Genomic DNA, 19,289 nt, shown 5'->3' on the forward strand with positions numbered 1-19,289 from the left:
TTCTTACGCAACCTCCTGCCGACGACTCCTTACCCATAGCACCGCCACTAGCCCCGCGCCAAGGCACACCATTATCGCCGCAGCCAGATAAATTGAGCGGATACCGCTATGATTCATCAGTAGCCCTGCGACCGGACCCGTTAAGCCCAACGCTAAGTCTAAGAACGCGGAATAAGTTCCCAACGCTGAGCCTTTGCTTTGCTCACTCACTCTTCGTACCGCCTCTACGCCCAATGCTGGGAACACTAAAGAGAAGCCCGCTCCGGTCAATAGCGCCCCGATATCCGCCCACAGTACGGTTTGCGCATGCCACAGTAGAAACAACCCTATCGCCTCAGTGAGTAAGCATCCTAAGGAGACGGCTAAGCCTCCAAAACGGGTAATTAAGTTACTGAACAGAAAACGCGATAACACAAATCCTAAACTGTATAGGCTCAGGGTAATGGCCGCCCCTTGCCAGCCACGGCTGGAGAAATAGAGCGTTATAAAGGTGGCGATAACCCCAAACCCCAAGGTCCCCAGCGCCAAGCCCAATCCATATGGACTGACTAAGCCTAACACCTGCGTGAAGGGTAAGCGTGGCGCCGTCAAGGATATAGTGATAGTTGCTTTACGACGGGCGACGATAAATCCAACTAACCCCATGATGGCGATAACCCCTGCAAAACCACAGATGCCAAACCATTGATTAAGCACGACTCCTAAAGGCGCCCCCACAGCCATGGCAAAGTAGGTCGCCACCCCGTTCCAAGATATTACCCGGGCGGTATGTGCGGATCCGACCAAATTCATTCCCCATAGCGTCGCGCCCGTACTACTAAAGCTCTCTCCCACCCCTAAACATATTCTGCCTGCGGCGAGTAAGCCGAGACTCAATAGCGGATAACTAACGCTGAATGCAGCGATGATGGTCATCCCCCCACTCAACCCACAGAGCACCATCCCTAGCATTACAACTCTTTTCGGGCCGAAGAGATCGGCCAGCCGCCCACTCTGCGGACGGCTAATCAGAGTCGAAAAATATTGTAGGCTGATAATGAGCCCGGCGATAAAAGCAGAGTAGCCGAGCTGATGGTGGACAAACCCCGGTAATACTGCGAGAGGGAGTCCGACTGATAGGTAACAAAAAAAGGTAAAGATCATAACCGACAGAATACGTTTATTTAATTGTCGACGCGTCGGTTGACTGGGCTGGGGCATATACACACCAAAATTTGCGAGGAATATGCTCAGCATAGCATATTGGCGTTCAGTGATTAGATTACAACGTTGGCATTAGGTTAATTTTATTAACTCTTTGTTAATAGCTTGAGCGATCGCTGATGAATGAGTCATCGGTCGAATCAGACTAAAGAGCTCATCGGCTTGTGCATAGGATTTTCGCAGGTAGCCCAGCCACTGTTTAATCCGCGCAACATGATAAAGCCCTGTGTCGCCTTGTTTCTCTAAACGACAATACTCCTCAAGTAAGGCAACGACCTCCGACCAAGGCATCGGTGGGTGATTGTACTTGATCATTTTACTTAGATTCGGGATATGCAGCGCGCCCCGCCCTACCATGAGGTCTTGGCAACCGGTGGTGGAGAGGCAAGCCTGAGCCGATGCCCAATCCCAAATTTCTCCATTAGCGATAACGGGAATAGTCAGTCGTTCACGGATAGCCGCAATAGCAGGCCAATTAATCGCTTCTGCCCGGTAACCGTCTTGTTTGGTTCGGCCATGGATCACAATCTCGCTGGCCCCCGCTTGGGCGACGGCATCAGCAATTTCAAAGCTATGATCGCTGGAATCCCAGCCTAAGCGAACTTTTACGGTGACGGGAAGCGAGGAGGGTACCGCCTGACGCATCGCTTTAGCCGCCTGATAGATAAGCTCAGGATCTTTTAATAACGATGCCCCACCGCCACTACCGTTGACGGTTTTCGATGGGCAGCCGCAATTCAAATCAACGCCCCACGACCCTAGCTCGACGGCCTGCTGCGCGTTTTCGGCTAGCCATTGCGGATGCTGACCTAATAGCTGTATCCGTACCAGCGTACCCGATGGCGTGCGGCTCTGTTCGCTCAACTCAGGGCATAGACGATAAAAGGATTTTTTGGGCAGGCGTTGATCGACGACCCTCAGAAACTCGGTCACACAGAGATCATAATCGTTGACCTTAGTCAGGAGCTCCCTGACTAAGGAATCAAGCACACCTTCCATTGGTGCTAATAATACCCGCATGAGACTAGCGATTGCCCTGCGGTTTCTTAGCGGCAGGTCTTGCCGTAGTGTTACTCGCGCTGCGGGAACGAGGCCGAGGGCTATTTTGCCCTTGCGGACGTGCTTGCCCACGTGGACCGTTACTCTCCGCACGACCCCCACGACCTGCGCCGCGTCCACCTTGGCGCCCGTTCTGGATCGGATCGGCTTTGATTGAAGGATCTGGCTCATAGCCTGGGATGGCGAGACGAGGGATCTCTTTTTTCAGCAGTCTTTCGATATCGCGAAGTAGCTTATGTTCATCAACGCAGACGAGGGACAGCGCCGAACCGCTAGCGGCTGCACGACCGGTACGCCCGATACGGTGGACATAGTCCTCTGCAACGTTCGGCAGTTCGTAATTGACAACATGAGGTAATTCTTCGATATCAATACCGCGCGCCGCGATATCAGTAGCCACTAATACGCGTACTTCACCGGTTTTGAAGTTTTCCAGCGCACGCGTTCGCGCACCTTGGCTTTTATTGCCGTGGATGGCCGCCGCCGTGATGCCATCTTTACTCAGCTGTTCGGCCAAATGGTTAGCGCCATGCTTAGTTCGTGTAAACACCAAGACCTGTTGCCAATTTTCTTTACCGATCAAATAAGAGAGTAGTTCGCGCTTACGTTTCTTATCAACCAAATGCACTTGTTGTGATACCTGCTCTGAAGCGGTATTACGACGCGCAACTTCCACTAGCTTAGGACGGTCGAGTAATTTTTCCGCTAACGTTTTGATTTCATCAGAAAACGTCGCTGAGAACAGCAAGTTTTGACGACGTGCGGGAAGCTTAGCAAGAATACGGCGAATATCGTGAATAAAGCCCATATCCAACATACGGTCGGCTTCATCCAAGACCAGAATTTCAATCTCTGAGAGCTGAACGGCATTCTGGTGAACCAAATCGAGCAGACGGCCAGGTGTTGCGACGAGGATATCGACGCCACCGCGTAGTTTCATCATCTGCGGATTGATACTCACACCACCGAAGACCACCAGCGAACGTAATTTGAGGTAACGGCTGTAGCTCTGAACATTCTCACCGACCTGCGCCGCTAACTCCCGTGTTGGGGTGAGGATCAGGGCACGAACCGGTCTACGCCCTTTGATAGGCTTCTCATCTGCCGCGAGGCGGTGTAACAGCGGTAACGTAAAGCCTGCCGTTTTACCGGTACCCGTTTGTGCACTAGCGAGTAAATCATCGCCAGCTAAAACAATAGGGATAGCCTGTTGTTGGATAGGCGTTGGGGTCGTGTAACCCTGCTCGTTCACAGCACGCAGGATCTCGGCATGTAAACCGAGTGAATCGAAAGTCATGGGGTATTGCTCCAGGGACGCCCTGACCGTCATTTCACGGTGCAGTTTTCAGGGGGGAAAGTGTCGCTAATATCAGAGGATTAACGCAAAACTACAATGCGATAAGTGCGAGGGAGTGTATCAGAGTTTAGTCGCGACTGCGAGGACGATAAAAAGGCCAGTCATCTGACTGGCCTAAAAGGACTAGCTGCGTTTCTTTTCTACTTGTTGACCCGAACCTTTGGCGAACAGTGAGAAAAGCGCGGGGCCGATAAGCATCGCCACACCTACTCCACAAATCAGTAATGGATTGTGCAAGACACGAGAGAACAGGAAGAGTGACAACATCGCTGCACCAAAATAGTAGGTGGTGGATGCTTCCTCAAGATAATCTCCCACTGCGCGTAAGCGCGTGACATTTTGCGTAATAAGCATCGCTACTAGCAAAACGACATAAGTTGCGACCAATCCGGCACTGACTTCAACTAACAACTTGTGTTTAAAACCCCAAATTAATGAAGCTACGATGGTTAAATGCATCGCGATATGAAAACACGTTTGCCCAGTGACAATCTGAACACGGTTAGACCATTTCATAGTTATCTCCTAGTTATACTCGCGATAAAGTAAAGCACCTTAACGCCAGTAAGTGTTTTCCGAGGTTACTCGAAAAAAATTCGGTCACCACATTAAAAAGAAGTAACTGTGATGAGACCTTCATTTCTTCGGATAATTCCGCAAGAAAACAGAATCAGTCTGCCACAAGTAATGGGAAATATCATGTTTTGTTTTCAACTAGGAGGTTAGTTAGCGGAATATGCTAGATATTTCAGATTAAAGAGCTTTAACCAGCATAATATATCAAAGACAATATCAGTTATTATAAAGTGCGTTCTAACTCGGGTCCAATATGGATAAAAGCCTGTTAATCAACGTGTTATAGGGTTCTTATCGAAGTTACCATTCTCTACATCTTAAGAATTTTCTGCTGTTTTTTTAGCCAAAAAAAAGAGGGGTAAAACCCCTCTTTTCACGATCATCTGCTGTTTCTCTACCGTCTGTCACCAAATATTCTTAGTAACATCATGAAAAGGTTAATAAAATCTAAATAAAGCGTGAGTGCGCCAACAATACTGTAGCGGCGAAGGTTCGTCTTATCCGAGGCGTCGATGTTATCGCCTAGCTGGCGCAGCTTTTGTGTGTCATAGGCGGTTAAACCAACGAATACCACAACGCCGATATAAGTCACTGCCCACATTAATGCAGTACTCTTTAACCAGTAGTTGACGAGTGATGCAATTAATATTCCGATTAGCGCCATGAACAGGAGGCTACCTAGCTTGCTGAGGTCACGCTTGGTTACCGCGCCATAGAAAGTCATGGCACCAAACATCCCGGCGGTGACCACAAAAGTACTCGCGATGGAGGAGTAGGTAAAAGCGAGAAAGATACTCGCCATCGTCAGTCCAGTCAGTACCGAGTACAACATAAATAAGCCGGTGGCCAACGCTGCGCTCATTTTATGTACCATCCCCGAGAGGACGAAAACGACGGCTAACTGCGCAATGATTAACCCGAAAAAGGTAATACGACTGGAGAAGATAGCTTCCATCACAGCAGGCGTTCGCGCCGCAAACCAGCTAACAAAGGCGGTCAGTAGCAGCCCGGTCGTCATCCACCCATAGACCTGGGTCATATAGGCTTGAACGCGGCTATTCGACGAGGTTTGTCCGAATGATGCAGGACGTTGATAATTTTCCATTACTCCCCCCTAGCTTGAAGTAAACAGTGTTGATAACGTTGATTAACGCGCTGTGCAAACCACGCGGTGGTAAGATTTCGTGTAATTTTCGGGCTTTCTAATGTGATCCCCGGTAATCGTTCATGAGGCCAAGCTTGGCCCCGTTTCTTATCTGCGGCCGCAAACACTTTTTTCCATAAGGCACTCTTTTCAAACGCGAGTGACTCACCCAGTCCTAATTGTTGATGAACGGCTTGATCAGACATCTGCAGTGAAGAGCTGATTGACCTGATGGCTAATTCAGTCTGGCTCGGTGCATCGCTTTGATACCGGATTAAATCGCCGTCTAGCGCCAATTTTTTGCCACTTAAATACGCAACCGCGGCTTGAAATGCAGCGTTGCGACTCGCATACCAGCCTGCATTATAGTCGGCAAATCGGTACAGTGGCAGCGAATAATTCGCCGGATAGCCGAGGAGATGCAGTGTACCAAAATAGACGCCGCCACGTTGGGTCAAGACCTCTTTTCGTATACTTTTTTCCACTTTATAAGGATAGGTGTCCGCGTGTTGCTCCGCAAATGCGATGCTAACCTGCATCGGCCCTCCGGTATGGATCGGGTTAAATCGGCCAAAGAGGCGTTGTCCGAGCGGAACACTATCGATCAAGTCATCGAAAATGTTGCTGAGTTCCCGTTCACTGCGCACGTTATCTAGCCGCTCAGTATAACTTTTCCCATTGGTGGAAGGCAGTTTGAGTGCGGTACGTACGACAAACTCAGGGATATGCAAAGTCGCGGCACGGCGGTAGATCTCCTGCCAAGCGATCTGCGGAAGTCCAGTTACCGGAGCATCGGCGTTGAAGGTTGACTCTTGCCCGGCTACCGCAATAACCGCACACAAGTTACTGACACTCGGGTCGAGTTGTTGGTGGGAAAAGGCTTGATAGATATCTTCCGACCATTGGGTTTTATGTGTGACGTAGCTAGGTAACAGTTGCTGGACCTGCGCGGTCACCGCTACCTTCGGGCGTTCAGGCTTCTTTGGCGTATTTGATGAACAACTCGCGAGCAACAACGCTACCAGAGCTAGGCCTGAAATTTTGAGCATGGATTGCGTCACGTCGATTCATCCTTATTAAAGTTTATCCATTTTTGAGGAGTAATGTCGTCTTGCGGCGAAGGCGACAACCATTGTGCCCCCTTATTTGTCACTTCACGTTTCCAAAACGGCGCTTGTGTTTTCAACATGTCCATCATAAATTCTGCGGCCATAAACGCCGCGTGGCGATGCACTGCACTCGCTGCGACTAGGACGATTTCCTCGCCAAGTGCAAAGGTGCCAACCCGGTGAATGATGGTAATGGTATTCACGGCAAAACGGCTGCGCGCTTGTTCGGCAATGGCCTGCAACGACCGCTCTGTCATTCCCGGATAATGTTCGAGTGTCAGGTGTTGTACCGTTTCACCGAGATTCAGGTCACGAACTTTACCGATAAAAAGCACCACTGCACCGTCTTGCTGACTGTCTGCGGTCATCCGATAAGCCTCCTCTACCGAGAAAGGCTCGGATGACACGCGGATAAAAGTCTGAGGAAGCACGGTCATCCTCCTGTGACGGGAGGGAAAAATGCCACCTCGTCTCCGCTCTTCAGTGGGTGCGAGAAGGCACAAATTTCTTGATTCACTGCCGCCAGCAGCCGTCCATTAGAAAGCGCCAACTGCCAGCGCTTACCCCGTTGCATCAAGGCGACGCGCAGCTGTTCAACATCGTCGACTTCATCGTCAACCACTAGACTACTACAGTCGACCAGTTCGCGGGTTTGCGCGAAAAACAAAACGTTAATCATTATATTCCCCTCGAAAATCACCCGATTTACCGCCGCGTTTTTCGACTAAGCGGATACATTCAATAACCATATCCTTTTGCACCGCTTTACACATGTCATAGAGGGTCAGTGCCGCGACTGAGGCTGCCGTTAACGCTTCCATTTCCACGCCGGTTTGGCCGCTAAGTCGACAGAGTGTCTCGATATGAATGCGGCTCGGGTGACTGAGCGGTGTGAGTGTCACTTCAACTTTACTGAGCAGCAAGGGATGACACAGAGGGATTAGATCCCACGTTTTCTTAGCGGCTTGAATACCGGCGATACGGGCCACCGCAAACACGTCGCCTTTCGGATGTTTCCCCGCGCAGATCAGTTCACGAGTATGATCGCTTAATGACAGGTAGGCCTCTGCACGCGCTTGACGAACGGTTATGGGCTTTTCTGAGACATCCACCATATTGGCTTCGCCGGCCCCGTTAAGATGAGAAAGTTGAGTCATTAAAGAAGCTTCTTAAGTTGTGAGACAAAATTACAAGGCTTAGTGGTGACGTCTAATTGTGCATCGATGATCTGCTCCCACGCCAGTTGGCAGGCAGAAGTAGACCCTGGGAACGCAAAAATGACGGTCTGGTTCGCCAACCCTGCCACCGCTCGAGATTGCAAGGTAGCCTGCTGGATCTGCTCGAAGGAGAGCATCCTAAATAACTCACCAAACCCTTCAATCTCTTTATCGAAAAGCGGAATAATGGCTTCTGGGGTGGTGTTCTGCTGATGAAAGCCCGTGCCACCATTAATCAATACCACTTGAATATGGCGACTGGCGATGGCGTGTGAGACATTCGCTCGCAGCGCATAGCGATTATCGGGACAAATCGCTCGCTCGACAACGCTATGGCCTGCAAGCTCGACAGCCTGCTGCAGATAGTCACCCGAGGTATCGTTCGCGGACGTGCGGTGATTGGATACCGTCACGATAGCAATATTTAGTGACGTTGTACGGTCTTGTTGAACGTCCATCTCTTTTCCTTAATCCTCGTGTTAACCACCAATGTAGGAGAGACTGCTCGCCATGCCAGTGATCCCTTGATGGAGGAAATGGGTCTGTTTTTTTTGCACCAAACTCGATTGAATGCGCGCTTGTAAGGACGCTTGCTGTGCCTCTGATTGCAGCAGATCACGTAGCTCTATCCCCTGCTCACCAAATAAGCACAGATGCAACTTACCCACCGCCGAGACGCGTAACCGGTTACAGCTATCACAGAAGTTTTTGTCGTAAGGCATGATCAGGCCGATCTGTCCCTGATAATCGGGATGGGTGAATATCTGTGCCGGGCCCGCATCGGGTTCTCTTTGCGCCAACTGCCACCCTTGCTGTAATAATTGGCGACGTAAGTTTTCGCCTGAAAGGTGATGCTGTGCGAAATAATCGCTTCCCTCCCCCGTCTCCATCAACTCGATAAAACGTAGTTGAAGTGGGCGGTGTTTAATCCAAGCAAGAAATGCCGCCAGCTGTTGCGTAATATGCTTCATTAATACGACATTTATTTTCACCATCGGAAATCCCGCCTCAAGGCAAGCGTCTATGCCGGCCATAACGTCACTAAATTTATTCTGTCCGGTGATTTGATGAAACTGGCGCGCATCGAGGCTATCTAGGCTCACGTTTACCGCCCCTAGACCTGCCGCGCGCCAATGGGAGGCTTCTTTCGCTAGGCGGTAACCGTTGGTCGTCATCGCAATCTGTTTGATCGTCGGCTGCTGATGAATGGCCGCGATGATATCGCTGAAATCACGACGCATAGACGGCTCACCGCCGGTCAGGCGGATCTTTGTCGTCCCCAGTTGCCCGAAGGCCTTCGCGACACGTTCGAGTTCATTAACGGAGAGAAAAGAGGCGCGGTCTTTATTGCGCTGGTAGCCATTCGGCAAACAGTAGGTACAGCGAAAATTACAGACATCAGTGATTGAGAGTCGCAAGTAGTAAAATTTACGTTGATAGGTATCGGTTAAGGGTAACAATTGAATACCTCGTCGGTCGTCGCGCTCAGGAAGACGTTCACCCACCTCAAACACGCTGTAATAAAAAATTTGGCGTTGACTTTATCCTAGCCTGAATACGAGGGAGTGTCATGTATAGGCCAGGATTTCTCAGACATTTTTCAAATTGTAATAGGCAAGATTGAGAGAACAGCAGATAATATCCGTCGTGCTCGCACAATGATGATGAATACCGTAAAGGAAGCCGCCGCAAATGAACCGTACCTTAGCAGATTTAGATCGCGTCGTTGCCATTGGCGGCGGACATGGTTTAGGACGCGTTATGTCCTCGCTCTCTTCCCTCGGCTCACGATTAACCGGAATTGTCACAACCACCGACAACGGCGGGTCAACGGGTCGGATACGCCGCTCAGAAGGCGGGATCGCGTGGGGCGATACGCGTAACTGCCTCAATCAATTGATTACTCAGCCCAGCGTCGCGTCAGCCATGTTCGAATACCGCTTCTCCGGTCATGGCGAGCTTGCCGGCCATAACTTGGGTAATTTAATGCTCCGCGCGCTCGACAGCCTAAGCGTTCGTCCTCTCGAAGCGATCAATCTTATCCGTAATGTCCTCAAGGTCGATGCCTTCTTGATCCCGATGTCAGAACAGCCGGTCGATTTGGTCGCCACCGACACGCAAGGTACCTTGATTCACGGTGAAACAGAGATCGACGCGATGCAGGAGTGGCCAACCAGTCTGGCACTCTCCACCCCGGTGAAAGCCACGCGCGAAGCAATAGAAGCGATTCTCGACGCCGATCTCATTATTCTCGGGCCAGGAAGCTTCTATACCAGCATTATGCCCGTTATCCTCGTCGAGGAGATTAGCCAAGCCTTACGCCGGACTCCGGCCAAAATGCTGTTTGTGGATAACCTCGGGATTGAGCATAGCCCGGCGGGCCATTTATCGGTGGCTGAAAAACTGACCCTTATCGAAAAAGAAATTAGTCGCCGCGTGATTGATGGAGTGATTTTAGGCCCACAGAGCGATAGTCGCGGTATTACACAGCGATTACGCATCCAGCGCCCTCTAGATGCCAGCGACATTGGCTATCGGCACGACCGCAGATTGTTACGCCAAGCCCTGGAAGATGCCTTCCAAGCTTTACACTGAGAAGGCGATAGCACGAAAGCATCACGAATTCGTGCTATCCCACATGAATTACATCGCTACCAGTAAAAGATCTCGTAGTTGATGTAGCTCATCACGCAAACGCGCAGCTTCTTCGAACTCCAAGTTTTGCGCATGCTTTTGCATCGTACGTTCGTACTCTGCAATCTTCTTCTGCAGCTCTGGTGCTGTCATCAGCGAATACTCTACCGCGGTTTGCGCCGCTTTGAGTTCCACATCTCCCTTAGATTGTTGGGATTTCTTACCAGACCCTGTTGAACCGCCTATCTCAAGGATATCGGTTATTTTCTTATTTAACTTGGTAGGCGTAATACCGTGCTCTTTATTCCACGCTTCTTGTTTCTCACGCCGACGCTCAGTTTCCTCAATCGCCCTTGCCATTGAAGGCGTAATTCTATCGGCATAGAGGATAGCCTTACCACTGACGTTACGTGCCGCACGCCCTATGGTTTGAATGAGCGAGCGATCGGAACGTAGGAAGCCTTCTTTATCTGCATCCAAGATGGCGACTAGCGATACCTCAGGCATATCGAGGCCTTCGCGAAGTAAGTTAATCCCGACCAGCACGTCGAATTTACCTAAGCGCAAGTCACGGATGATTTCCATACGCTCTACGGTGTCGATATCCGAGTGAAGATAACGAACTTTTTCCCCGTGTTCTTCGAGATATTCCGTCAGGTCTTCGGCCATCCGTTTGGTCAATACGGTCACCAGTACACGCTCGTTGATCTCGACACGTTGACGAATCTCAGAGAGCAGATCATCAACCTGTGTCGCGACGGGTCTAATTTCGAGTAGCGGATCCAACAGCCCAGTAGGACGTACCACCTGATCGATCACTTCATCGCCGGACTTCTCCAACTCGTACTTACCTGGGGTCGCAGACACATAGATCGTTTGCGGAGCGAGTGCTTCAAATTCCTCAAACTTCATTGGCCGGTTATCCAATGCAGAGGGGAGACGGAAGCCATATTCGACCAAGTTTTCTTTACGGGCGCGGTCGCCTTTGTACATGCCACCGATTTGCGGGATAGTCACGTGGGACTCGTCAACGACCAATAGTCCGTCAGCGGGGAGGTAGTCAAAGAGTGTCGGCGGCGCTTGTCCGGGACCACGTCCAGAGAGGTAGCGCGAGTAGTTTTCGATACCAGAGCAATACCCTAGTTCGTTCATCATTTCGAGGTCAAACTGCGTACGCTGAGTGATCCGCTGCTCTTCGAGAAGCTTATTATTGTCGAGCAAGACTTTTTTACGATCCGCAAGCTCGACCTTTATCTCTTCCATCGCTTGTAAGATCCGTTCACGCGGCGTGACATAGTGCGTTTTTGGATAGATAGTAAATCGCGCCACCGACTGTTCGATCTGACCGGTCAATGGGTCGAACAATGACAGCCGTTCGACTTCTTCATCGAATAATTCGATGCGTAGCGCTAAATCATCAGATTCTGCGGGGAAGATATCGATGACATCCCCCCTGACACGAAAGGTCGCGCGCTGAAAGGCTTGATCATTGCGAGCGTATTGCAGCTCGGAGAGTCGACGCAGAATACTCCGCTGATCGATGATCATTCCTCGCGTGAGGTGCAACATCATTTTTAGATAGGCATCCGGATCGCCCAATCCGTAAATCGCCGAGACTGAGGCCACCACGATCACGTCTTTACGCTCAAGCAAGGCTTTGGTGGCAGAGAGCCGCATCTGTTCAATATGTTCGTTAACGGAAGCGTCTTTTTCGATAAACGTATCGGAGCTAGGCACATAGGCCTCGGGCTGATAGTAGTCGTAATAGGAGACAAAGTATTCGACGGCATTTTCCGGGAAAAACGCTTTCATTTCTCCATAGAGCTGTGCGGCTAACGTTTTGTTTGGCGCCATAATCATCGTTGGACGATTAGAGTCTGCGATGACGTTAGCAATAGTGAAGGTTTTCCCCGATCCGGTTACCCCCAACAGGGTTTGATGAGCCAGTCCATCTTCTAGCCCTTCTTCTAATTTTTTTATCGCTTCGGGCTGATCACCAGAAGGTTTAAATTCCGAGTGTAAGGTAAAAACTTTACTCATAATCATTAATTCCGGTTGTCAGTTTCAGGATGTGCAACAATTTTACTACTTAGCTCTCAAAAGTTCACGCATTAACTGGATAAACATCCAGTTAATGACCCATTTCGTTCACCGACCAGGTGGCCATTTAGCCAAAGTTAGGGAGTCAATATTTATTTTAGGTTATCCACCGTAACCTGAGGGTTTTTTATTTTTGTCAAGCCTTAGTCGCAAAGTTCGAGAACGACGGCATTTGCCGCTATTGAGGCTATTGCTTTTGCGTAACTTATTGATTTTAAATTTATATAAAAATAAGTGTAGTTTACAACCACTCCGATGCCAACCCGCATCATTCATCGCCTTGCCCCTGTTTTCAGAGGGTAATGCACATGGTTATCCACAGGAATGGTGGATAACTCACAGCAGGCCAGTAATGCTGGGCTGTGTATAATTTTTCAGAAAGATGACAAGCGCCAAAAAAAAATTTTTTTTAGGAAATGGCACTTTTTTAGATTTGGTGAAATCTCGTTATTCGCTTGCGATAACGGCGAAAGTCAATCCCCGACATAAGAAATAATTGTCCTTTTTGCTCACGCCTTACCTCTCGTCGCCTTATCGATTACTCGGCGAGGGTTCGCACGTTCATAATGAGTTTATCTGCAATGTGGCGCGCTTTTTGCTTAACAACTTTATTACATAGCTCGCTAATGAATGGGAGAGAACCCGACCATGCTGCAACTTAGAGAGATTAATCAGGCTTATGATACTCAGCACACGCTGTGGGATATCAATCTTGAAGTCATGCAAAGTAGCTGCTCCGCCATTGTTGGCCAGCAGGGGACGGGGAAAACAACGCTTTTCCACTGCATTCTCGGTTTCCTGCCGATTATGAGTGGTGAGATGACCTGGCAGCCAAAAAACACGCTTCCCTGTAGTCTTGTCTCGCTGCCTTGCCAACAGCGCACTGAGTTGGGGATAAGTTATGTCGCACAAGGTCATCCTCTCTTCTCGCAACTCACTGTTGAGGATAACCTCCTGATCGCGCTTAAGGCTGGGCAGTCCAATGCCTCGCCAGCGGCTTATTCTCCGATGATCTGTGAGCTTTTCCCGGCGCTGCTCGCTCGCCGTCACCAACGTAGTGGCACCTTAGATAAGGGACTACAGTGTCAACTCGCGCTGGCGAGAGCCGTAATTACCCACCCTAAACTCGTGTTATTAGACGAACCGTCAGAAGGCCTCTCCCCTCAGGAAGAAGATCAGCTGGTTGCAATTGTGAGTGCCTTAACTCGGGACTATCAGATAAGCGTGCTGCTGATGGATAATAACCTAGCGTTTGTCAGCCGCGTCGCCGATAACTTCACGCTGCTGCACCATGGGCGTAGCGTGATGAAGGGAACGGCCGCCGATCTTGCTGAGTTCGGCGGTAAAGAGAGGTGGGCAGAAAAGCCGAGATTTCCTAAGGCAGTGTAAGGTAGTGGCCAACGTCATCAAGCTGGCTGGCATCCTGTAGGAAAGGCACTTCGCCTAAGAGGGGCGCGGCGATATGTTCTGTGAGGTAATTCCGATAGGCCTCATATTCATGGGGCATTGCGCTGAGACTATTTGCTACCCAGCCGACCAGATCAAGCCCAGCATTTGCGATGGCTGTTTGGGTCAGTAGTGCATGATTGATGCAGCCCAATTTCATCCCAACGACCAGTATTACCGGAAGACCCTGCGCGGTGACCCAATCGCCATAGTGTTGTTGCGAGGTGAGCGGCGTGTACCACCCCCCTGCTCCTTCTACCAGCACCCAATCTGCCTGCGCTTGTAGGTGCGCCAAGCCGGTGTCGAGCAAAGAAAAACGTATAGGATGCCCCTCCCGTTGGCTGGCGATATGCGGAGACGTCGGTTGCTCGAAAGTCAGTGGGTTAACCGATGCGTAGGGAAGACTTACGTTACTGTAACGTTGCAGGGTCAACGCATCACGATTGCGTAGCCCTTGCGCGGTTATTTCCGACCCCGAGGCTACCGGTTTGTATCCCGCCGTTTTATACCCCGCTCTGCCGGCTGCTTGCAGTAATCCCGCCGAAACTAGAGTTTTACCAACATCGGTGTCGGTTCCCGTCAAAAAATAGGTCTTACTCATCGTGTGACTCCAAAAACGATTTGATAAGTTAAACGATACCCTTGCTCATCCCGTGGCCAATACTGCGGGAGCTGTTCGAAAAACCGCCGACCGCCTAGGCCCGCTTGCCGTCCAGCATGGAGGTGTGAGGCGCCGATCCCTTTTAGAGACCAGAGCGCGGCGAGCGGGGTCGTAAAGTAACAGACCACCGGCGCTTGCCATGCATAGAGGCCGAGCGATTCAGCCGTTTTCACGAGTGAATCTGCGTTCTCCCACTGGTTAACTGGCGCACGGCGGCCCACTTGCTGCCAGACATCGTCAAGTTCAGGGAGCGATCCGGCCGCGAGCGTGGAGATCGCAAGTCTGCCTTCGGGTTTGAGCGCTTGCTGTAACTGGTTAACGGTCACCGCAAAATCGCTGCACCACTGCAAGGCTAAATTACTCCACAGGTAATCGATACTTTGCGCCGCGAAAGGGAATGCCTCTAAATCACCCTGCACATAGTGATCGGCGGCATGGTGGGCGGCGGCCTGTTGTAACATGCCTATCGAGAGGTCAAAGGCCGTCACACTGTGTCCTTGTTCCCGAAAGATACGGCTGAACCACCCCGAGCCAGCTCCGGCATCAACGAGCTGGCCCGGGATTTGCCAGTCACATTGGCTGAGCAGCTGCTGGCCGACCCGACGCTGGAAATCGGCAAACTGATCATACCCCTTCGCCGCGCGGCTAAAAGCCTGCGCGATAGCCTTTTTATCGATCACTGATGTAGATTTATAAGGCATGGCGTAATGCCTCAACCAGCTCTGCGATCTGACGTTCGCTATGTGCGGCACTTAGCGTAATTCTTAACCGAGCGCTTCCCGGTGGAACGGTAGGCGGGCGAATTGCCTGTATCCAATGCCCCGCACTCTTGAGCTTATCGGCGACCGCCAGTGCCTGGTGGTTATCCCCAATAATAACGGGTTGGATAGCCGTCTGTGAATCAGTCAGCGCAATACCATGATGTAGGCATTGTTGGCGGAATAACGTGATATTCCCAGAGAGTCGTTGGCGATACTCGGGCTGTTGGCGCACGATAGCGATGCTCGCCAACACCGCGTCAGCTTGAGCGGCGGGCAACGCGGTACTGTAGATAAGATGTCGCGCCTGTTGTTCTAAGTACTCCGCCACCTCGGCGGAACATAAGACCGCAGCCCCGCTGACCCCGAGAGCCTTACCAAAGGTCACCACGAGAATGTCTGGTTTAACCTGCTGCTGAGCGCAGCTCCCCCGTCCCTCCTCACCGATCACCCCAATACCGTGGGCGTCGTCGACCATTAGCCAAGCTTGGTGTGCACGACAATGCTCGCTGATCGCCGCCAACGGTGCCTGATCGCCATCCATACTAAAAACGCCTTCGGTGATCACTAAGCGATTTTCGCTCTCAGTCGCGGCTAGCTGACGCACTAAGCCTGTCAGGGAATTGTGCGGAAAACGTCGGTAACGGGCAGGGGATAAGGCTGCCGCTTCCTGAAGCGAGGCATGCATGAGTTTATCGGCAATCAGCGTATCGCTAGACTCAGCTAAGGCAAATACTAATGCTTGGTTAGCGGCAAATCCCGAACTGAACAGTAACGCTCGCGGAAAATCGAGCCATTGTGCCAACGTCTGTTCGAGTTGCTCGTGGCTAGGTGAGTAGCCGGTAACATGGCCGGAAGCGCCCGCGCCAGTGCCCCACTTCCGTGCACCGCTGCACCATGCCTCGATGACTGCCGGATGTTGGCTCAGCCCCAAATAATCGTTACTTGAGAAATGGGTGAAGAGCTGGTCACCATGGGTTAAACGCGCCTGAGGGGATAGCGTTACCGCCGACCTACGCCGCAGCAATCCTTGCTGCTGGCGTTGGTGTAGAACCTGTTCGATTCGCTGTTGCCAAGACATTAGACAGCCGCGTTATAAAAAAGCGTGGTGTCAGCATTTTCAAGTTGCTGATGTAATAGCTCTGACTGAGACTCAACACCGAGTTCGGTATGCGCATGAGCAGGTTTCAAACCGAGTTTGCGGAACAGCTGCACATCGCTATCTTCTTCAGGATTTTCGGTAGTCAATAGTTTGCAGCCATAGAAAATTGAGTTAGCGCCCGCCATAAAACACATAGCTTGGGTCTGCTCACTCATTTGTTCACGACCTGCAGAGAGACGAACATAAGAGCTAGGCATCAATACGCGCGCCACGGCGATAGTACGAATAAAATCGAATGGATCAACATCGTCGTTGTCGGCCAGTGGCGTGCCCTTTACTTTCACGAGCATATTCACTGGTACACTTTCTGGCGGAACGGGAAGGTTGGCTAATTGCATTAATAAACCCGCTCGGTCATCGATGGTCTCCCCTAACCCAACGATACCGCCTGAACACACCTTGATCCCAGCGCCACGCACATTAGAGAGGGTATCTAAGCGTTCTTGATAGCTACGAGTGGTAATAATGTTTCCATAAAACTCGGGTGAGGTATCGAGGTTATGGTTGTAGTAGTCAAGCCCTGCATCAGCCAGCTCATCAGCTTGGTCCGTAGAAAGCGTTCCTAGCGTCATGCAAGTCTCGAGACCCATCGCTTTCACGCCTTCGACCATTTTTTTCAAATAAGGCATGTCACGCGCATGAGGGTTTTTCCATGCGGCTCCCATACAGAAACGCCCGGAGCCTGCCGCTTTCGCTTTACGCGCTGAAGTCAGTACCTCTTCGACTTCCATAAGTTTTTCAGATTCTAAGCCTGTCTTATAACGCGCACTTTGCGGGCAATACTTACAGTCTTCGGGACATGCGCCCGTTTTGATGGAGAGTAAAGTACTGACTTGAACTTTCGCAGGATCGAAATTTTCACGGTGGATCTGTTGCGCCTTAAACATCAATTCTAGAAATGGCATCTCAAACAGTTCAGTAACTTGCTGACGAGTCCAACGTTGTGACATGGCTTGCTCCGTAACTTTAAACATTCTGTTATTGTGGTTATACTTGTAAACTAAATTTTTCCAAAATAGTTTACAACAAATATGTTCCCGACAGAAGACAGCGAATTCGATCGCCAACATCTCTGGCATCCTTATACCTCCATGCTCGATCCCCTCCCCTGCTACCCAGTGGCTTCTGCCCAAGATTGCTGTATTACCCTTGCGGACGGACAGACATTGATCGAAGGGATGTCATCGTGGTGGGCCGCTATTCATGGCTATAACCACCCGCGGCTCAACCAAGCGCTGACCGACCAGATAGCAAAGGTGTCGCATGTGATGTTTGGCGGGTTGACACATAATCCAGCGGTCACGCTGGGTAGAGCGCTCTTGGACATTGTTCCGCCGGGCTTAACTAAAATTTTCTTAGCAGATTCGGGATCGGTGTCGGTTGAGGTCGCGATGAAAATGGCCGTGCAATACTGGAGTGGTCATACACAGACTAAGCAGCAGTTTTTAACCCTGCGCGGGGGTTACCACGGCGATACTTACGCCGCAATGTCCGTTTGCGATCCTGATAACTCAATGCATTCACTTTGGAAAGGCTATCTCCCTGAGCATCTATTTGTCCCGATGCCAAAGTGTCGATTTGAAGACGTATGGGAGGAGAGCGAGGCTGATGCCCTGCGCGCAGCGTTTGCCGAGCATCACGCGTCACTGGCGGCCGTAATCCTAGAGCCTATCGTACAAGGCGCTGGCGGGATGCGCTTTTATCATCCCCAGTTATTGAAGCGCGTGCGTGAGCTGTGTGACCAGTACGATGTGCTACTAATCGCCGATGAGATTGCCACGGGCTTCGGACGTACCGGTAAGATGTTTGCCTGCGAACATGCTGAGATCTCTCCCGATATTTTATGTGTCGGGAAAGGGCTTACCGGCGGAACCCTCACTCTTGCCGCGACGATAACCACCGATCGCGTTGCTGAGGGCATCAGCCGTAGTCCAGCGGGATGTTTTATGCATGGGCCGACATTTATGGGGAATCCCCTCGCCTGTGCGGTCGCCACTGAGAGCCTGCGCATCTTAGCGGAGGGAAAATGGCAACAACAGGTACAGGCGATCGAGCAGCAACTAAAGGCAGGCCTTGCACCGCTCATCGACTATCCTAATGTTAAAGATGTGCGGGTGCTTGGTGCTATAGGTGTCGTCGAATGTCATCATCCTGTCGCGATGGCTGAGATCCAGGCATTCTTCGTAAAATCTGGCGTCTGGATCAGGCCTTTTGGTAAGCTGATTTACTTGATGCCACCGTATATCATCGCTGAACATCAACTCGCACGACTTATCGCAGTGATCACTGAAGCCGTGGGACAAGAGGCGCTTTTTCTTGCCGAGTAACAGACATCATTAAGCCTAATCACTTAAAGAGGAGCCGATAATGATATTGAGTAGCCAAGACTTTACGGACGGACAAAAATTACCCGAGCGCCATGTCTTCAATGGTATGGGGTATCACGGTGATAACCTGTCTCCCCATCTCGCATGGTCGGGACTCCCAGAGGGGACGAAAAGCCTAGTCGTCACCTGCTTCGATCCCGATGCGCCAACTGGCTCAGGCTGGTGGCACTGGGTGGTCGCGAATATTCCCGTCACGACAACTGAATTAGTACAGGGTGCAGGCACTCTGCCCGATCGACTGCCCAAGCAAGCTATTCAGACACGTACCGATTTTGGTCAATGTGGATATGGGGGAGCGGCCCCGCCGGCAGGTGAGTCACATCGCTATGTTTTCACCTTACATGCTCTGGATGTTGAGCGTTTAGAGGTCGACGCTGAATCAAGTGGTGCGATGGTGGGGTTTAACGTCCATTTTCACCAGCTAGCTAGTGCGACGCTAACCGCCGTCTACCGCTAAGAAGAGTAAAACTTAGGCC

General features: G+C 50.8%; 20 protein-coding genes. 4 read left to right on the plus strand and 16 right to left on the minus strand.

Translation table 11 applies throughout. From position 1 onward, the window contains the following. Positions 1–3 precede the first annotated feature (3 nt). The 11 genes from HGT70_RS12615 to moaA all read right to left on the minus strand — a co-directional run bounded on the left by HGT70_RS12615 (position 4) and on the right by moaA (position 9,125). A complete protein-coding gene (locus HGT70_RS12615) occupies positions 4–1,200 on the minus strand; it encodes an MFS transporter (protein ID WP_214196103.1) in 1,197 nt (398 codons plus the stop codon). Between the two features lie 75 nt (positions 1,201–1,275). Next, positions 1,276–2,223 carry a tRNA dihydrouridine(16) synthase DusC gene (gene dusC / locus HGT70_RS12620; RefSeq protein WP_214196104.1) on the minus strand — a complete coding sequence of 316 codons (948 nt, stop codon included), beginning with the start codon at positions 2,221–2,223 and terminating at the stop codon, positions 1,276–1,278. Positions 2,224–2,227: 4 nt separating this feature from the next. Then, positions 2,228–3,559 (minus strand): ATP-dependent RNA helicase RhlE, encoded by a 1,332-nt coding sequence (rhlE, locus tag HGT70_RS12625; RefSeq protein WP_214196106.1) that lies wholly within the window; start codon positions 3,557–3,559, stop codon positions 2,228–2,230. A gap of 183 nt (positions 3,560–3,742) precedes the next feature. Beyond that, positions 3,743–4,135 carry a YbhQ family protein gene (locus HGT70_RS12630; protein WP_071434735.1) on the minus strand — a complete coding sequence of 131 codons (393 nt, stop codon included), beginning with the start codon at positions 4,133–4,135 and terminating at the stop codon, positions 3,743–3,745. Between the two features lie 454 nt (positions 4,136–4,589). Beyond that, entirely contained in the window at positions 4,590–5,300 is a 711-nt protein-coding gene (locus tag HGT70_RS12635; RefSeq protein WP_071434733.1) for a Bax inhibitor-1/YccA family protein, read from the minus strand. Next, positions 5,300–6,388, minus strand: coding sequence for a DUF1615 domain-containing protein (locus HGT70_RS12640; RefSeq protein WP_214196107.1), 1,089 nt, complete (start codon positions 6,386–6,388; stop codon positions 5,300–5,302). Before HGT70_RS12640 ends, HGT70_RS12635 begins: the two co-directional genes overlap by 1 nt. An 8-nt stretch (positions 6,389–6,396) precedes the next feature. Further along, a complete protein-coding gene (gene moaE / locus HGT70_RS12645) occupies positions 6,397–6,879 on the minus strand; it encodes a molybdopterin synthase catalytic subunit MoaE (protein ID WP_342355579.1) in 483 nt (160 codons plus the stop codon). 2 nt (positions 6,880–6,881) lie between these two features. Next, on the minus strand, positions 6,882–7,127 hold the full coding sequence (gene moaD, locus HGT70_RS12650; RefSeq protein ID WP_071434727.1) for a molybdopterin synthase sulfur carrier subunit: 246 nt from the start codon (positions 7,125–7,127) through the stop codon (positions 6,882–6,884). Further along, on the minus strand, positions 7,120–7,605 hold the full coding sequence (gene moaC, locus HGT70_RS12655; protein WP_214196109.1) for a cyclic pyranopterin monophosphate synthase MoaC: 486 nt from the start codon (positions 7,603–7,605) through the stop codon (positions 7,120–7,122). The genes moaD and moaC overlap by 8 nt, the downstream gene beginning before the upstream one ends. Further along, positions 7,605–8,123: a molybdenum cofactor biosynthesis protein B gene (gene moaB, locus HGT70_RS12660; RefSeq protein WP_214196111.1), complete on the minus strand. Its 519-nt coding sequence runs from the start codon at positions 8,121–8,123 to the stop codon at positions 7,605–7,607. Before moaB ends, moaC begins: the two co-directional genes overlap by 1 nt. Positions 8,124–8,144: 21 nt before the next feature. Next, on the minus strand, positions 8,145–9,125 hold the full coding sequence (gene moaA / locus HGT70_RS12665) for a GTP 3',8-cyclase MoaA (RefSeq protein ID WP_214196137.1): 981 nt from the start codon (positions 9,123–9,125) through the stop codon (positions 8,145–8,147). A gap of 232 nt (positions 9,126–9,357) precedes the next feature. Between moaA and yvcK the strand changes: the two genes are divergently transcribed. Next, the gene (yvcK, locus tag HGT70_RS12670; protein WP_071434721.1) at positions 9,358–10,260 is read left to right on the plus strand and encodes a uridine diphosphate-N-acetylglucosamine-binding protein YvcK; all 903 of its coding nucleotides are present in this window, start codon (positions 9,358–9,360) and stop codon (positions 10,258–10,260) included. Between the two features lie 48 nt (positions 10,261–10,308). Here the strand turns inward: yvcK and uvrB are convergent, their stop codons facing one another. Beyond that, entirely contained in the window at positions 10,309–12,339 is a 2,031-nt protein-coding gene (gene uvrB, locus HGT70_RS12675) for an excinuclease ABC subunit UvrB (protein ID WP_071435276.1), read from the minus strand. Positions 12,340–13,047: 708 nt separating this feature from the next. Here uvrB and HGT70_RS12680 point away from each other — a divergent pair. Then, on the plus strand, positions 13,048–13,788 hold the full coding sequence (locus HGT70_RS12680) for an ATP-binding cassette domain-containing protein (protein WP_214196112.1): 741 nt from the start codon (positions 13,048–13,050) through the stop codon (positions 13,786–13,788). Here HGT70_RS12680 and bioD read toward each other — a convergent pair. Genes bioD through bioB form a run of 4 tightly spaced genes read right to left on the minus strand, consistent with a single transcriptional unit; the run spans position 13,775 to position 17,376 of the window. Further along, entirely contained in the window at positions 13,775–14,446 is a 672-nt protein-coding gene (gene bioD, locus HGT70_RS12685; RefSeq protein ID WP_071434717.1) for a dethiobiotin synthase, read from the minus strand. The two genes, HGT70_RS12680 and bioD, sit on opposite strands and share 14 nt — an antisense overlap. Then, complete coding sequence (locus HGT70_RS12690) at positions 14,443–15,207, minus strand: methyltransferase domain-containing protein (protein ID WP_071434715.1); 765 nt, start codon at positions 15,205–15,207, stop codon at positions 14,443–14,445. The genes bioD and HGT70_RS12690 overlap by 4 nt, the downstream gene beginning before the upstream one ends. Continuing rightward, positions 15,197–16,345, minus strand: a complete 1,149-nt coding sequence (gene bioF, locus HGT70_RS12695; protein WP_071434714.1) for an 8-amino-7-oxononanoate synthase — start codon at positions 16,343–16,345, stop codon at positions 15,197–15,199. The genes HGT70_RS12690 and bioF overlap by 11 nt, the downstream gene beginning before the upstream one ends. Further along, on the minus strand, positions 16,345–17,376 hold the full coding sequence (gene bioB / locus HGT70_RS12700) for a biotin synthase BioB (protein WP_071435274.1): 1,032 nt from the start codon (positions 17,374–17,376) through the stop codon (positions 16,345–16,347). The genes bioF and bioB overlap by 1 nt, the downstream gene beginning before the upstream one ends. A gap of 81 nt (positions 17,377–17,457) precedes the next feature. Here bioB and bioA point away from each other — a divergent pair, with 81 nt between their 5' ends. Together bioA and HGT70_RS12710 are read left to right on the plus strand one after the other, a co-directional pair. Continuing rightward, positions 17,458–18,753: an adenosylmethionine--8-amino-7-oxononanoate transaminase gene (gene bioA, locus HGT70_RS12705; protein ID WP_214196114.1), complete on the plus strand. Its 1,296-nt coding sequence runs from the start codon at positions 17,458–17,460 to the stop codon at positions 18,751–18,753. Between the two features lie 40 nt (positions 18,754–18,793). Next, on the plus strand, positions 18,794–19,270 hold the full coding sequence (locus tag HGT70_RS12710; RefSeq protein ID WP_071434710.1) for a kinase inhibitor: 477 nt from the start codon (positions 18,794–18,796) through the stop codon (positions 19,268–19,270). Positions 19,271–19,289 lie beyond the last annotated feature (19 nt).

Source organism: Rosenbergiella collisarenosi, assembly GCF_018494085.1.
Lineage (GTDB): Bacteria > Pseudomonadota > Gammaproteobacteria > Enterobacterales > Enterobacteriaceae > Rosenbergiella > Rosenbergiella collisarenosi.